This is a genomic window from Streptomyces prasinopilosus, assembly GCF_001419695.1.
Lineage (GTDB): Bacteria > Actinomycetota > Actinomycetes > Streptomycetales > Streptomycetaceae > Streptomyces > Streptomyces prasinopilosus.
Genome location: NZ_LIRG01000026.1, coordinates 1 through 13,361, shown reverse-complemented (window position 1 = coordinate 13,361; position 13,361 = coordinate 1). Strand labels below are relative to the sequence as shown.

14 protein-coding genes are annotated in these 13,361 nt (G+C 71.4%); 7 read left to right on the top strand and 7 right to left on the bottom strand.

What is annotated here, in order from left to right; translation table 11 throughout:
• The 5 genes from AOK18_RS01685 to AOK18_RS01665 all read right to left on the bottom strand — a co-directional run.
• Positions 1 to 1,173: FAD-dependent monooxygenase (locus AOK18_RS01685; protein ID WP_055693090.1), on the bottom strand; the 1,173-nt coding region annotated here is incomplete at its 3' end.
• Positions 1,174 to 1,494: 321 nt separating this feature from the next.
• Positions 1,495 to 2,400 (bottom strand): amino acid ABC transporter permease, encoded by a 906-nt coding sequence (locus tag AOK18_RS01680; protein ID WP_055693089.1) that lies wholly within the window; start codon positions 2,398 to 2,400, stop codon positions 1,495 to 1,497.
• Positions 2,397 to 3,074 carry an amino acid ABC transporter permease gene (locus AOK18_RS01675; RefSeq protein ID WP_055570940.1) on the bottom strand — a complete coding sequence of 226 codons (678 nt, stop codon included), beginning with the start codon at positions 3,072 to 3,074 and terminating at the stop codon, positions 2,397 to 2,399. The genes AOK18_RS01680 and AOK18_RS01675 overlap by 4 nt, the downstream gene beginning before the upstream one ends.
• 114 nt (positions 3,075 to 3,188) lie before the next feature.
• On the bottom strand, positions 3,189 to 4,037 hold the full coding sequence (locus AOK18_RS01670; protein WP_175400204.1) for a glutamate ABC transporter substrate-binding protein: 849 nt from the start codon (positions 4,035 to 4,037) through the stop codon (positions 3,189 to 3,191).
• A gap of 110 nt (positions 4,038 to 4,147) precedes the next feature.
• Positions 4,148 to 4,924 carry an amino acid ABC transporter ATP-binding protein gene (locus tag AOK18_RS01665; protein ID WP_055570938.1) on the bottom strand — a complete coding sequence of 259 codons (777 nt, stop codon included), beginning with the start codon at positions 4,922 to 4,924 and terminating at the stop codon, positions 4,148 to 4,150.
• A gap of 285 nt (positions 4,925 to 5,209) precedes the next feature.
• On the opposite strand from AOK18_RS01665, the gene AOK18_RS01660 reads away from it, so the two are divergent.
• Both AOK18_RS01660 and AOK18_RS01655 read left to right on the top strand, forming a co-directional pair.
• Complete coding sequence (locus AOK18_RS01660) at positions 5,210 to 5,896, top strand: response regulator transcription factor (protein WP_055570937.1); 687 nt, start codon at positions 5,210 to 5,212, stop codon at positions 5,894 to 5,896.
• A 15-nt stretch (positions 5,897 to 5,911) separates the two neighbouring features.
• Positions 5,912 to 7,345: a sensor histidine kinase gene (locus AOK18_RS01655; RefSeq protein ID WP_055693088.1), complete on the top strand. Its 1,434-nt coding sequence runs from the start codon at positions 5,912 to 5,914 to the stop codon at positions 7,343 to 7,345.
• On the opposite strand, the gene AOK18_RS01650 is transcribed toward AOK18_RS01655, so the two are convergent.
• The gene (locus AOK18_RS01650; RefSeq protein WP_055693087.1) at positions 7,324 to 8,319 is read right to left on the bottom strand and encodes a TAXI family TRAP transporter solute-binding subunit; all 996 of its coding nucleotides are present in this window, start codon (positions 8,317 to 8,319) and stop codon (positions 7,324 to 7,326) included. The genes AOK18_RS01655 and AOK18_RS01650 overlap by 22 nt on opposite strands.
• A gap of 30 nt (positions 8,320 to 8,349) precedes the next feature.
• On the opposite strand from AOK18_RS01650, the gene AOK18_RS01645 reads away from it, so the two are divergent.
• The 3 genes from AOK18_RS01645 to AOK18_RS01635 all read left to right on the top strand — a co-directional run bounded on the left by AOK18_RS01645 (position 8,350) and on the right by AOK18_RS01635 (position 11,174).
• Entirely contained in the window at positions 8,350 to 8,826 is a 477-nt protein-coding gene (locus AOK18_RS01645; protein WP_055693091.1) for a pyrophosphohydrolase domain-containing protein, read from the top strand.
• A gap of 80 nt (positions 8,827 to 8,906) precedes the next feature.
• A complete protein-coding gene (gene miaB, locus AOK18_RS01640) occupies positions 8,907 to 10,424 on the top strand; it encodes a tRNA (N6-isopentenyl adenosine(37)-C2)-methylthiotransferase MiaB (RefSeq protein ID WP_055693086.1) in 1,518 nt (505 codons plus the stop codon).
• Between the two features lie 27 nt (positions 10,425 to 10,451).
• A complete protein-coding gene (locus tag AOK18_RS01635; RefSeq protein WP_055693085.1) occupies positions 10,452 to 11,174 on the top strand; it encodes a class III extradiol dioxygenase subunit B-like domain-containing protein in 723 nt (240 codons plus the stop codon).
• A 150-nt stretch (positions 11,175 to 11,324) separates the two neighbouring features.
• Here the strand turns inward: AOK18_RS01635 and AOK18_RS01630 are convergent, their stop codons facing one another.
• Positions 11,325 to 11,594, bottom strand: a complete 270-nt coding sequence (locus AOK18_RS01630) for an antitoxin (RefSeq protein ID WP_055693084.1) — start codon at positions 11,592 to 11,594, stop codon at positions 11,325 to 11,327.
• 204 nt (positions 11,595 to 11,798) lie between these two features.
• On the opposite strand from AOK18_RS01630, the gene miaA reads away from it, so the two are divergent.
• Together miaA and AOK18_RS01620 are read left to right on the top strand one after the other, a co-directional pair.
• Complete coding sequence (miaA, locus tag AOK18_RS01625; RefSeq protein WP_055693083.1) at positions 11,799 to 12,737, top strand: tRNA (adenosine(37)-N6)-dimethylallyltransferase MiaA; 939 nt, start codon at positions 11,799 to 11,801, stop codon at positions 12,735 to 12,737.
• A 108-nt stretch (positions 12,738 to 12,845) separates the two neighbouring features.
• Positions 12,846 to 13,349 (top strand): hypothetical protein, encoded by a 504-nt coding sequence (locus AOK18_RS01620; RefSeq protein ID WP_055693082.1) that lies wholly within the window; start codon positions 12,846 to 12,848, stop codon positions 13,347 to 13,349.
• Positions 13,350 to 13,361 lie beyond the last annotated feature (12 nt).

Sequence of the window (13,361 nt, the reverse complement as noted above, 5' to 3'; positions counted from 1 at the left end):
GGAGCCGGTGTGCACACCGGGTGCGCCCAGCGTCCCCCGTCCCAGGTGCCCCTCCGCCAGGAACGCGTCATGACCGCGCCCGGCGCCGGGGACGTAGGAGCGCAGGCCTCCACCACCCCGCACCAGCGGCAGCGCCTGGTCGGCGGCGCGCAGCCGGGCGGCGACGATCGCCCTGCGCTCCGTCTGGTAGCTGTCGAGCAGCGCTTCGTGCGGACCGTGGTGCCAGGCCAGGGCCAGCTTCCAGGCCAGGTTGTCGACGTCGCGGAGCCCTTCGTCCAGCCCGTGCGTGCCCAGGGCGCCGAGCAGATGCGCGGCGTCGCCGGCGAGGAAGACACGGCCGGCCCGCCAGCGCCGGGCGAGCCGGTGGTGGACGGTGTGCACCCCGGTGTCGAGCAGCTCGTACGGGGGTGTCGGGCCCTCGGCCCAGCCGCCCAGGGTCTCCCGCACCCTGTCGAGGAGCAGCTCGGGGGTGACCAGTTCCTTGCCCGGCGGCATCAGCCAGTCCAGCCGCCACACGCCGTCCGGCAGCGGGCGCGCGGAGATCTCCCCGGCGAAGGGGCCGGAGGTGCGCCACGGCGGCATCCGGTGCAGCAACGCTTCTCCGGGCCGGGGCAGCTCCGTGCGCAACGCGGCCACGGCGTGGCGTTCCACCGCCGTGCGGCCGGGGAAGCGGATGTCCTGGAGCTTGCGCACGGTGGAGCGGGGGCCGTCGCAGCCGACCAGATAACTGCCCCGCCACCAGGTGCCCCTGGGGCCGCGGGTGTGCGCGGTGACGCCGGAGGGCTCCTGCGCGAGGGAGTCCAGCCGGCTGTCCAGGACGACCTCGACGAGCGGCTCGCCGACGAGAGCCGCGCGCAGGACACCGGTCAGGACGTGCTGGGCGATGTGCACGGGGCCGGGCTCGGTGTCGTCGAAGGCGATCTCGTGCGTCACCTGCTTGCGCCGTACCGACCGCCATCCGGCCCAGGGGGAACCGACGGCGGTGAGCGGCATCCCGGTCAGCCGTTTCACGAGCTCCGTGGTGTCCTCGCGGAGGACGACGGAACGCGCGGGACGCGGTTCGTCCTCGCCCGGTCCCTCGTCGAGGACCACGGACGGCACCTCCTGACGCGCCAGTGCCAGGGCGAGCGTGAGTCCGACGGGCCCCGCTCCGACGATGATCACCGGGTCCACGGCGCGACGCCCCCTGCTCGAAGTGACGTCCGGAGGGACGGGGAGGAACAGGACGATGGAGCAGGGTGCACGATCACAGAACGTATGCAACCTATTGCCGGTGCTTGCGTCAAGTGACCGAAGGCCCATGGCGATCATGAAGAGGGGCAGGGGACGTCACACCACTCGACTGCTCATCACATGAGTCCGTTTCGCCCTGTTCGTTCACCCTGTTCGTTCGTACCGACGGTGCGGACCGACCGGCCCCCGACATGACTGTGGCCCGCCGGGCAACGGCGGGCCACAGTCATGTCGTACGGCAGGCGCACGGCGGGACGTGCGTCAGGTTTTGCTCGCGCCGGCCCCGGGGGTGCCCCCCACTTCGGCCGCGTTGAGGTCGTCGACGTCGTCGGGGCCGAGCGCCACCCCCGTGCCGCGCTTGCTGCGGCGCAGTCGCGCCTCGAGCCAGGAGGCGAAGGAGGTGATGAGGTAGTTCAGGACGATGTAGATGATCGCCACGACGATGAAGCTCTGGATGACGTTGGCGTAGTTGGCCGCGAGCGTGCCCCGCGCGTTCAGCAGCTCGGTGAAGCCGAGCATCACGCCGCCCAGCGCGGTGTCCTTCACGATGACGACCAGCTGGGTCACGATCGCCGGGAGCATCACGGTGACGGCCTGCGGCAGCAGGATGGTGGACATCGTCTGGCCCTTGCGCAGGCCGATCGCCTGGGCCGCCTCCGTCTGGCCCCGGGGCAGGGCCAGGATGCCGGCCCGGACGACCTCGGCGAGGACCGAGGCGTTGTAGAGCACCAGACCGGTGACGACCGCGTACATGGGCCGGTCCTCGGTGCTGACGTCCGTGGAGCGGGCGAAGAACTCGTTGGCGAACAGCATCAGCAGCAGCACCGGGATGGCGCGGAAGAACTCCACCACCGTGCCGGCCGAAGCCCGCACCCACCGGTGGTCGGACAACCGGGCGATGCCGAGGACCGCCCCCAGCGGCAGTGCGATGACCATGGCCAGGCTCGCGGCCTTGAGGGTGTCGGCGAGGCCGGGCAGCAGATACGTCGTCCAGGCCGCGGACTCGGTGAACGGCTTCCACAGGGACCACTCGAGCTGCCCCTTGTCGTCCATCGTCCGGTAGACCCACCACAGGAGGAGGGCCAGGAGGACGACGAAGACGACCGAGAAGATGACATTGCGCCGCTTGGCCCGGGGGCCGGGGGCGTCGTACAGAACGGAGGTCACCGCTTCACCGCCAGTCGCTTGCTCAGCCAGCCGAGGAACAGGCCGGTGGGCAGGGTCAGTACCACGAATCCGAAGGCGAAGACCGCGCCGATGAGCAGCGTCTGTGCCTCGTTCTCGATCATTTCCTTCATCAGCAGAGCGGCTTCCGCCACACCGATCGCGGCCGCCACCGTCGTGTTCTTGGTCAGCGCGATCAGTACGTTCGCGAGCGGTCCGATGACCGAGCGGAACGCCTGCGGCAGCACGACCAGCCCGAGCACCTGGGAGAAGTTCAGACCGATGGCGCGGGCCGCCTCGGCCTGCCCGACGGGCACGGTGTTGATGCCGGAGCGCAGCGCCTCGCAGACGAAGGCCGCGGTGTAGGCGGACAGACCGAGCACCGCGAGGCGGAAGCCCTGGAGTGCGAAGTCCTCGGGCGCGCCCATGGTCATGCCGAAGATGTCGGCGAGACCGAGCGAGGTGAAGACGATGATGACCGTCAGGGGGATGTTCCGGACGAGGTTCACATAGGCGGTGCCGAACCCTCGCATCAGAGGGACGGGACTGACGCGCATCGCCGCCAGCAGGGTGCCCCAGACCAGGGAGGCGATGCCCGAGAACACGGTGAGCTTCACCGTCATCCAGAAGGCACCCAACAAGGTTGGATCGTTGTAGTCAGAAATGAAGTCGAACACGATCTCCCGCGCTTCCGGGTGTGTGGCGTACGTGGCGGACGCGGCGCGCCGCCGTCCTGATCGCGACGGACGGCGGCACGCCTTCAGAAACCCGCGTTACGGACGGCCCTGGGCTTACTTGACGATGTCGCCGATCTTCGGGGCCGGCTCGTTGTTGTACTCGGCCGGGCCGAAGTTCGCCTCGACCGCCTTCTCCCAGGCCTTGTCGGAGACCATCTTCTCCAGCGCGTCGTTGATCTTGTTCACGGTCTCGGTGTCGCCCTTCTTGACACCGATGCCGTAGTTCTCGTTGCTCAGCTTCAGACCGGCGAGCTTGAACTTGCCCTTGTACTGGTCCTGCGAGGCGTAACCGGCGAGGATCGAGTCGTCGGTGGTCAGCGCGTCGACGGCGCCGCTCTGCAGACCGGCGATGCACTCCGAGTAGGTGCCGTACTCCCTCAGCTGGGCCTTCGGAGCGAAGTCCTTCTTGACGTTCTGCGCCGAGGTGGAGCCGGTCACGGAACACAGCTTCTTGTCGTTCAGGTCCGTGGCGTCGGAGATGTCCGAGTCCGCCTTCACCAGCAGGTCCTGGTGGGCCAGCAGGTACGGGCCGGCGAAGTCGACCTTCTGGGCGCGCTCGTCGTTGATGGAGTAGGTCGCCGCGATGAACTTCACGTCGCCGCGCGCGAGGGCGTTCTCACGGTCGGCGCTCTTGGTCTCGACCCACTCGATCTGGTCGGCCTCGTAGCCGAGCTCCTTGGCGACGTAGGTCGCGACGTCCACGTCGAAGCCGCTGAAGGAGCCGTCCGGCGTCTTCAGGCCGAGACCGGGCTGGTCGTACTTGATACCGATCTTGATCTTGTCGCCGCCCCCGGAGCCGGAGGACGAGGCGTTGTCGCCGCTGTCGTCGCCGCCGCAGGCGGTGGCGGTCAGGGCGAGGGCGAGCACGGCGGCCGAGGCGGCGGTGACCTTGCGGAGCTTCATGGTGCACATCCTTTTGACTGGTGAGGTGAGGCGGCCCGTGTGCGGGTGAGGTGATGCGGCCCCGGCCGTCCGGTGACGCACGTGGTCCGAGCGCCGGGCGCAGGACGACGTCAGTGGTGAAGGATCTTCGACAGGAAGTCCTTGGCGCGGTCGCTGCGCGGGTTGCTGAAGAACTGGTCCGGCGTCGCCTCTTCGACGATGCGGCCGTCCGCCATGAAGACCACGCGGTTGGCGGCCGAGCGGGCGAATCCCATCTCGTGGGTCACGACGATCATGGTCATGCCGTCGCGGGCGAGCTGCTGCATGACCTCCAGAACCTCGTTGATCATCTCCGGGTCGAGCGCGGAGGTCGGCTCGTCGAAGAGCATGACCTTGGGCTCCATCGCCAGGGCCCGCGCGATGGCGACGCGCTGCTGCTGGCCGCCGGAGAGCTGTGCGGGGTACTTGTCGGCCTGCGCGCCCACGCCGACCCGGTCGAGCAGGGCACGGGCCCGCTCCTCGGCGGCCTTCTTGTCCTTCTTGCGGACCTTGACCTGGCCCAGCGTCACGTTCTCGAGCACGGTCTTGTGCGCGAAGAGGTTGAAGGACTGGAAGACCATCCCCACGTCGGCCCGCAGCCGGGCGAGCTCCTTGCCCTCGTGCGGCAGGGGCTTTCCGTCGATCGTGATCGACCCGTCGTCGATCGTCTCCAGACGGTTGATGGTGCGGCACAGGGTGGACTTCCCGGACCCGGAGGGCCCGATGACGACGACCACTTCGCCGCGGGCGATCGTCAGGTCGATGTCCTGGAGTACGTGCAACGCGCCGAAATGCTTGTTGACGCTCTTCAGGACGACCAGATCGCCGGTCGCGGCCACATCTTCCTTGGCCACCGATACTTCGGTCATCGCTTTCAGGCTCCGTCCTCCTCGGTTTGGGAGGACAGTAGTGATCCGTCAGACCTGCGTCATCACATCTGAGGGGAATCTGAGCATCACGATCCGATAGCAATCGGACACGTGTCGTAGCACTTGTGAGCAGGGCTCATTTCGTCCGGGTAACGGTACCGAAGAGCAACCGGAACCCTCTTGACGCCGTCCTCGTTCATCGGCGTCACTGCAGGGTGCGCACGCGCGTGCACCCGTTTTTCTACACACTCGGATGGTACGGCCGATGAACCGAAGGGGGACCGGATGAGACTGCTTCTCGTCGAGGACGACAACCACGTCGCCGCCGCCCTGTCGGCCGTCCTGGCGCGGCACGGTTTCGACGTCACCCACGCGCGCAACGGCGAGGAGGCCCTCCGGGCCCTCGTCCCCGAGGCCGACCGCTTCGGGGTCGTCCTCCTCGACCTGGGCCTGCCCGACCAGGACGGCTACGAGGTGTGCGGAAAGATCCGCAAGCGCACCGGCACCCCGGTGATCATGGTCACCGCCCGCGCCGACGTGCGCTCCCGCATCCACGGCCTCAACCTCGGTGCCGACGACTACGTGGTCAAGCCCTACGACACGGGCGAACTGCTCGCCCGGATCCACGCCGTGAGCCGGCGCACGGTCCAGGAGGACACCCCGAGCAGCGGCGGGGCGGAGCTGCGGCTCGGCCCCGTGCGCATCGACCTGCCGACCCGGCAGGTCAGCGTGAACGGCGCGGCCGTCCCGCTGACCCGCAAGGAGTTCGACCTGCTGGCCCTGCTCGCCCAGCGCCCCGGGGTCGTCTTCCGCCGGGAGCAGATCATCAGCGAGGTGTGGCGCACCAGCTGGGAGGGGACCGGGCGCACCCTCGAGGTGCACGTCGCCTCCCTGCGCTCCAAGCTGCGCATGCCGGCCCTCATCGAGACCGTGCGCGGAGTCGGCTACCGGCTCGTCGAGCCCGTGGTCTAGGGCGGGCCCGGCCAGGTGCACACACGTCTGCTGCCGCTGCTCATCGTCCTGATGGCGGCCGTCCTGCTCGCCCTCGGCGTCCCGCTCGCGGTCAGCCTGGCGGGCGCGCGGCAGCAGCAGGTCATCGTCGACCGGATCGACGACACGGCACGCTTCGCGGCCCTCGCCCAGTTCGTCGCCGAACCCGCCGGCCCCGCCGCCGGAGACGTCGACGAGCGCCGGGAGACCCTCGACAGCGAACTGCACAGCTACTACGAGGTGTACGGCATACGGGCCGGCGTCTTCCGCCGCAACGACGCCCCGATGGCACACGCCCCGGACGACTGGTTCCTGCCGGAGACCGGTGAGGTGCGCGAGGCCTTCCAGGAGGCGCTGCTCAGCCGGCGCAGCCACGACCCGGAGCAGGTGTGGCCCTGGGAACGGCGCAGCCTCGTGGTGGCCTCGCCGGTCATCCGGGACGGCGACGTCGTCGCCGTCGTCGTCACCGACTCGCCCACCGGGCAGATGCGGTCCCGCATCCTGCGGGGCTGGCTGCTCATCGCGGCGGGCGAGGCGGCCGCGATGCTGCTGGCCGTCGGCGCGGCCCTGCGGCTGGCCGGCTGGGTGCTCAAGCCCGTACGGGTCCTGGACGCCACCACCCACGACATCGCCACCGGACGGCTGAAGTCCAGGGTCGCGGCGGCCGGCGGGCCGCCGGAACTCCGCAGGCTCGCCCGGTCGTTCAACGAGATGGCGGACAACGTCGAGAGCGTGCTGGAGCAGCAGCGCGCCTTCGTCGCCGACGCCTCGCACCAGCTGCGCAACCCGCTCTCGGCCCTGCTCCTGCGCATCGAGCTGCTCGCCCTGGAGCTTCCCGAGGGCAACGAGGAGATCGCCTCCGTCCAGGCCGAGGGCAGGCGGCTGGCACAGGTCCTCGACGACCTGCTCGACCTGGCGCTGGCCGAGCACAGCGAGGCCCAGCTTCAGGTCACCGACATCGGTGCCCTGACCGCCGAACGCGTGGCGGCCTGGTCGCCCACCGCCGAGGCCAAGGGCGTCCTGCTGACCGGGGACTGCCCGCCGACCACGGCGTGGGCCGACCCGGTCGCCCTGTCCAGCGCGCTGGACGCGGTCATCGACAACGCGGTGAAGTTCACGCCCGAGGACCGGGCCGTCGAGGTGAGCGTCGCCTCCCACGGCGACACCTCCACCGTCGTCGTCACCGACGAGGGCCCCGGTCTGACCGACGAGGAGCTGGCCCGCGTGGGCGACCGCTTCTGGCGCAGTTCACGGCACCAGAACATCAGGGGCTCCGGCCTCGGCCTGTCCATCTCCCGCGCCCTGCTCACGGCGGGCGGCGGCTCGATCGCGTACGCCCGGCACGAGCCGCACGGCCTGACGGTGACGGTGACGGTGCCCCGGAGCGCGCCCGCGGGGGAGACGGCGGTTCAGGGCTTGACGGACCGGTAGTACCGGCGCGCGCCCTCGTGCAGCCGGAGCGGATCGGTGTAGATCGCGGTGCGTACGTCGACCAGCTGGGCGGAGTGGACGTGCGCCCCGATGCCGTCCCGGCTCCTGAGCACGATCCGGGTCAGCCACTCGGTGACGCGCGGGTCCGTGTCCGTCCGTGTGATCAGCAGATTGGACACCGCCATCGTCGGGACGGTCGCACCGTGCTGGCTGCCGGGATAGGCCGACTCCGGCATGTTGGTGGCACGGTAGTAGCGCGTGGCCCCGCCCTGGTCGTGCAGCCGGGCGACCAGATCGGCCGGGATCGGCACGAACCGGAGGCCCCCGTCCTCGGCCAGGGTGCGCAGGCCGTCGGTGGGCAGCCCGCCCGACCAGAAGAACGCGTCCAGCCCCCGCCCGAGCCGCCCGGGACCGGTGTCGATGCCGTCGGCGAAGGGCTTGACGTCCTTCTCCGGGTCGATGCCGGCCGCCCTGAGCACCCGGTTGGCGATGAGCCGGACACCCGACTTGGGCGGGCCTATGGAGACCCTCCTGCCCCGCAGATCGGCGACGGAGCGGATGTCGGACCCGGGAGGGACCACGAGCTGCACGTAGTCGTCGTAGAGACGGGCGACCCCGCGCAGCCCGCCGGCGTTCTGCGCGCCGCTCAGCCGGTACGTCTGCACCGCGTCGGCCGCGGCGATCGCGAAGTCCGCCCGCCCGGTCGCCACGCGCCGCACGTTCTCCTGCGAACCGGCGCTCGTCAGCAGCCGCACGTCGAGGTCGGGCATGCGAGTGCCCAGCGACGTGCGCAGGAGCTCCCCGTACTTCTGGTAGACCCCCGCCCGCGTGCCCGTGCTCAGGGTGACCGTCCCACGCGGCGGATCCTCGGTCCAGGGCGCCAGCCACCACAGCAGCAGCCCGAGCACCACGAGGCCGGCGACCGCGCCCCGCAGGACCCGGCGCCTGCCGACAGGGAACGACGCGAGGGACATGTGCGCGATCCTGCCAGCCCGGGCGTTCCTCTGACCAGGCCGGGAGGCGGCCGTTACCGTCATGGCACGAGTGCTTCGCCCGCCGACCTGGTCCGCGAGTTCCACCGTGCCTTCGGACCGGACGCGCGCGAGACACCGGCCGAGGTCCCCCCGGAGGTCGCCGCCCACCGCGCCGACCTGCTCGCCGAGGAGGCCGCGGAGGTGGCGGAGGCGGCGGTGCGCGGCGACCTCGACCGGCTCGCGCACGAACTCGCCGACGTCGTCCACGTCGCCTACGGCACGGCACTCGTCCACGGCATCGACCTCGACGCCGTGATCTCCGAGATCCACCGCGCCGACATGAGCAAGCGCGGCCCCGGTGGCGAGATCGCCCGCCGCTCCGACGGCAAGGTCCTCAAGGGCGAGCACTACGAGGCGCCGGACGTGTCCCGGGCGCTGCGCCGGCAGGGACGGACGCCGGGCGCGGGCCCCGGGACGCCCGACCGGAGCCCGGCGCCGGGGCCCTGACCGGAGCCCTCGGCGCAGGCCCGGGCCCGATCCCGGGCGGAGTCCCGGGGGCGGTGCGGCGACCGCCTACCCTGTAGGACATGAGCAGCATCGACCGGAGCCAGTCAGTGGGCGGCACGCGCACCTACGAAGTACGCACCTACGGGTGCCAGATGAACGTCCACGACTCCGAGCGGTTGTCCGGGCTGCTGGAGGACGCGGGCTACGTCCGCGCCCCCGAGGGCGCCGACGGCGACGCCGACGTCGTCGTCTTCAACACCTGCGCCGTGCGCGAGAACGCCGACAACAAGCTCTACGGCAACCTCGGCCACCTCGCCCCCAGGAAGGCGCAGCGCCCCGGCATGCAGATCGCGGTCGGCGGCTGCCTCGCGCAGAAGGACCGCGACACCATCGTGAAGCGGGCCCCCTGGGTGGACGTCGTCTTCGGCACGCACAACATCGGCAAGCTGCCGGTCCTCCTGGAGCGCGCCCGCGTCCGGGAGGAGGCCCAGGTGGAGATCGCCGAGTCGCTGGAGGCCTTCCCGTCCACACTGCCCACCCGCCGCGAGAGCGCCTACGCGGCCTGGGTGTCCATCTCCGTGGGCTGCAACAACACCTGCACCTTCTGCATCGTCCCCGCGCTGCGCGGCAAGGAGAAGGACCGGCGCCCCGGTGACGTCCTCGCCGAGATCGAGGCGCTGGTCGCCGAGGGCGTCTCGGAGATCACCCTGCTCGGCCAGAACGTCAACGCGTACGGCTCCGACATCGGTGACCGGGAGGCGTTCAGCAAGCTGCTGCGGGCCTGCGGGAGGATCGAGGGCCTGGAGCGCGTCCGCTTCACCTCCCCCCACCCGCGCGACTTCACCGACGACGTCATCGCCGCCATGGCCGAGACGCCCAACGTGATGCCGCAGCTCCACATGCCGCTCCAGTCCGGCTCGGACACGGTCCTCAAGGCGATGCGCCGCTCGTACCGGCAGGAGCGCTACCTCGGCATCATCGAGAAGGTCCGCGCCGCCATCCCGCACGCGGCGATCAGCACCGACATCATCGTGGGCTTCCCGGGCGAGACCGAGGAGGACTTCGAGCAGACCCTGCACGTGGTGCGCGAGGCCCGCTTCGCGCAGGCCTTCACCTTCCAGTACTCCAAGCGTCCGGGGACCCCGGCCGCCGAGATGGACGGCCAGATCCCCAAGAAGGTCGTCCAGGAGCGCTACGAACGGCTCGTCGCCCTCCAGGAGGAGATCTCCTGGGAGGAGAACAAGAAGCAGGTCGGCCGCACCCTGGAGCTGATGGTGGCCGAGGGCGAGGGCCGCAAGGACGGCACCACCCACCGTCTCTCCGGCCGCGCCCCGGACAGCCGCCTGGTGCACTTCACCAAGCCGGAGCAGGAGGTCCGTCCCGGTGACGTCGTCACCGTCCGGATCACCTACGCGGCCCCCCACCACCTCCTCGCCGAGGGCCCCGTCCTGGACGTGCGCCGCACCCGCGCGGGCGACGCCTGGGAGAAGCGCAACACCGCCGCGGCCGCCGGACCGGCGGGCGTCATGCTCGGCCTGCCCAAGGTGGGCGTGCCCGAGCCGCTGCCGGCGGTCACCGGGGGCTGCGCCGTCGACTGACCGGGCCGCGCCAGTAGGCTGCTGATCATGCTTGTCGCCGCCGCAGTCTGTCCGTGCCCGCCCCTCCTCGTGCCCGAGGTGGCCGCGGGCGCCGCACCCGAGCTGGACGCCGCGCGCGCGGCGTGCACGGACGCGGTCGGCGTGCTCGCCGCCGCCCGGCCCGACCTGCTGGTGGTGGTCGGCCCGGTGACCGGCGACGGGGAGCCCGAGCGCTACCCGCAGGGCAGTACGGGGTCCTTCCGCGGCTTCGGCGTCGGTCTCGACGTACGGCTCGGAGCGGACCGGGGCACGGCGGCCGGCCGGGCACTGCCCGGCGCGCTCGCGGTGGGCGCCTGGCTGCTGGAGCGGACCGGGTGGACGGACGTGCCCGTCGAGGGGATCGGCGTGGGGGAGTCCCTCACGGCGGAGCGGTGTGCCGAACAGGGGCGGGACGCCGCCGCCGGGGCGGAGCGGGTCGCGCTGCTGGTGATGGGCGACGGCAGCGCCTGCCGCACGCTCAAGGCGCCGGGCTACCTCGACGAGCGGGCGGCTCCCTTCGACGCGGAGGCCGCGCGGGCGCTGGGAGCGGCCGACACGGCTGCCCTGAGGGCCCTGGACAGCGGCCTGGCGCGCGACCTCAAGGTGTCCGGCCGGGCTCCCTGGCAGGTCCTGGCGGGGGCGGCCGAAGCCGGGGGGACCGCGCTGCGGGGCACGCTGCTGTACGAGGACGCTCCGTACGGGGTGGGCTACCTGGTGGCCACCTGGTCGTAGCGGCCGGCGTCGCGCGACGCCCGCCTCTCCACGCCGGAGGGCACGGAGCGACGGAAGGCCGGGAACGGCCGAGGGACCGGATCGGCCCGGGGCCGGAAACGCGCTGTTCGAAGCGCGTTTCCGGCCCCGTGCCGATCCGGTGCCCGGTGTTCAGTGCGCGGGCGGCGGCCCCGCCGGGGGAGTGGTGCCGCCCGCGTCCGGACCGGGTTCGTTCTTGTGGGCGAGCCGGTCCATGGCGTCCTTGGCCCTGCCGGTGCCCTTCTGGATCCTGTCGCTGTACTTGCCCTTGGTCCGCTCGTCGGCGGTCTTCGCGGCCTTGTCCAGCCCGTGCTGGATCCTGCCCCCGTGCTGCTGCGCGAGGTCCGAGACCTTTTCCTTGGCAGGCCCCAGCTTGGCCTTCATGTTGTGCAGGAGACCCATGGTCCACCTTCCCTCGCGGTGCGGTCCGAGCGCGCTCATGTGCGAAAACGCCCATATCCACCCCATACGGTACTCGCGCGCACGCGGTCCCGTCCTGCCGCGCGACCCTCTCGTGGCCGAAACCCACCCCCGTGTGCGGCTCCGCGCCCGTCGCGTCATGCCACTGGATGGAGGGCCGGCCGCGGGGTTTGCGAGACTGGACCGGTGAGCAGCGCACTCCCCACCCCCCGGGTCATCGCCGTCGTCGGCCCCACCGCAGCCGGAAAGTCCGATCTGGGCGTTTTCCTGGCCCGAGAGCTCGGCGGTGAGGTCGTCAACGCGGACTCCATGCAGCTCTACCGGGGGATGGACATCGGAACCGCCAAGCTGACGCCCGAGGAGCGCGGGGGTGTCCCGCACCACCTCCTGGACATCTGGGACGTGACCGTCACCGCGTCCGTCGCCGAGTACCAGCGCCTCGCCCGGGAACGGATCGACGCACTGCTCGCCGCCGGCCGCTGGCCCGTCCTCGTCGGGGGCTCCGGCCTCTACGTCCGCGGGGCCGTCGACCACCTCGAGTTCCCGGGCACCGACCCCGATGTCCGGGCGCGCCTGGAGGACGAACTCACCCTGCGCGGATCCGGCGCGCTGCACGCCCGCCTCGCCGCCGCCGACCCCGAGGCCGCGCGGGCCATCCTGCCGAGCAACGGCCGCCGTATCGTCCGGGCGCTCGAAGTGATCGAGATCACCGGTCTGCCCTTCACCGCCAACCTCCCCGGCCACGACTCGGTCTACGACACCCTCCAGATCGGTGTCGACGTCGCCCGGCCCGAGCTGGACGCGCGGATCGCCGACCGGGTCGACCGGATGTGGGACACGGGTCTCGTGGACGAAGTGCGCGCACTGGAGGCGCAAGGGTTGCGCGAGGGGCGTACGGCCTCGCGCGCGCTCGGCTACCAGCAGGTGCTCTCCGCGCTCGCCGGGGAGTGCACCCTCGAGGAGGCCCGGTCCGAGACCGTCCGTGCCACCAAGCGCTTCGCGCGCCGTCAAGATTCGTGGTTCAGGCGCGACCCGCGGGTGCATTGGTTGAGTGGGGCCGCGGCGGACCTGACGGAACTTCCGCGACTCGCGCTGTCGTTGGTCGAACGACCGGTTACAGCCTGATCACGTCATGGCATCGGGACGCCCAGGCCGTCATCCGGGCCTCTGACGCCGTGCCATCATCGAGCTTCGATCGACCAAGTGGAGTCCAAGTTGGGAGGGCGCGTGGCGATGGAGGCCGGCCCTCGCGACACCGCGCACGGCACCGAACACCTCACCACCGAGCGGGGTGTACCGGAGCAGGGCCCTGAGCGTCTCAGCCCCGACGGGCCGGACGAGGCGGAGGGCCACGTGACCGACGACGGCCCCGAGCCGGACGAGATGTTCGCGGGCGGCGACGAGGTCGAGGTCGAGCTGCGCCCGCAGCGCCGGCTGCGCATCTGGCAGCTCGCCCCCATCATCGGCCTGGCCGCGGTCGGCTCCCTGATGTTCGCGTTCCCGCTCGCCTTCGACTTCGGCGACAGCGGCGCCGTGATCGCCATGCTGGGCCTGCTGATCTGCTCCTGCGCGGCCGGCTGGGGAATGATGGCCGCCCGCAGGGTGGGCTACACCTGGCCCGGCCTGCCGGCCCGGGGCTCCGGCGGCAGACCCGACTGGCGGGTCGTGGCCGCCTACGCCCTGCTGGTCGCCGTGGTGGTCGCCCTGGCGGTCTGGCGGGTCGCCCGCCTCCGCTGACCCCCCCCGGCC

What these genes read in the sequence shown, in the direction of transcription:
- AOK18_RS01670 (WP_175400204.1), bottom strand. Translation starts at nt 4,037, where the DNA reads ATGAAGCTCCGCAAGGTCACCGCCGCCTCGGCCGCCGTGCTCGCCCTC.
- AOK18_RS01665 (WP_055570938.1), bottom strand. Translation starts at nt 4,924, where the DNA reads ATGACCGAAGTATCGGTGGCCAAGGAAGATGTGGCCGCGACCGGCGAT.
- AOK18_RS01660 (WP_055570937.1), top strand. Translation starts at nt 5,210, where the DNA reads ATGAGACTGCTTCTCGTCGAGGACGACAACCACGTCGCCGCCGCCCTG.
- AOK18_RS01650 (WP_055693087.1), bottom strand. Translation starts at nt 8,319, where the DNA reads ATGTCCCTCGCGTCGTTCCCTGTCGGCAGGCGCCGGGTCCTGCGGGGC.
- miaB (WP_055693086.1), top strand. Translation starts at nt 8,907, where the DNA reads ATGAGCAGCATCGACCGGAGCCAGTCAGTGGGCGGCACGCGCACCTAC.
- AOK18_RS01635 (WP_055693085.1), top strand. Translation starts at nt 10,452, where the DNA reads ATGCTTGTCGCCGCCGCAGTCTGTCCGTGCCCGCCCCTCCTCGTGCCC.
- AOK18_RS01630 (WP_055693084.1), bottom strand. Translation starts at nt 11,594, where the DNA reads ATGGGTCTCCTGCACAACATGAAGGCCAAGCTGGGGCCTGCCAAGGAA.
- AOK18_RS01620 (WP_055693082.1), top strand. Translation starts at nt 12,846, where the DNA reads ATGGAGGCCGGCCCTCGCGACACCGCGCACGGCACCGAACACCTCACC.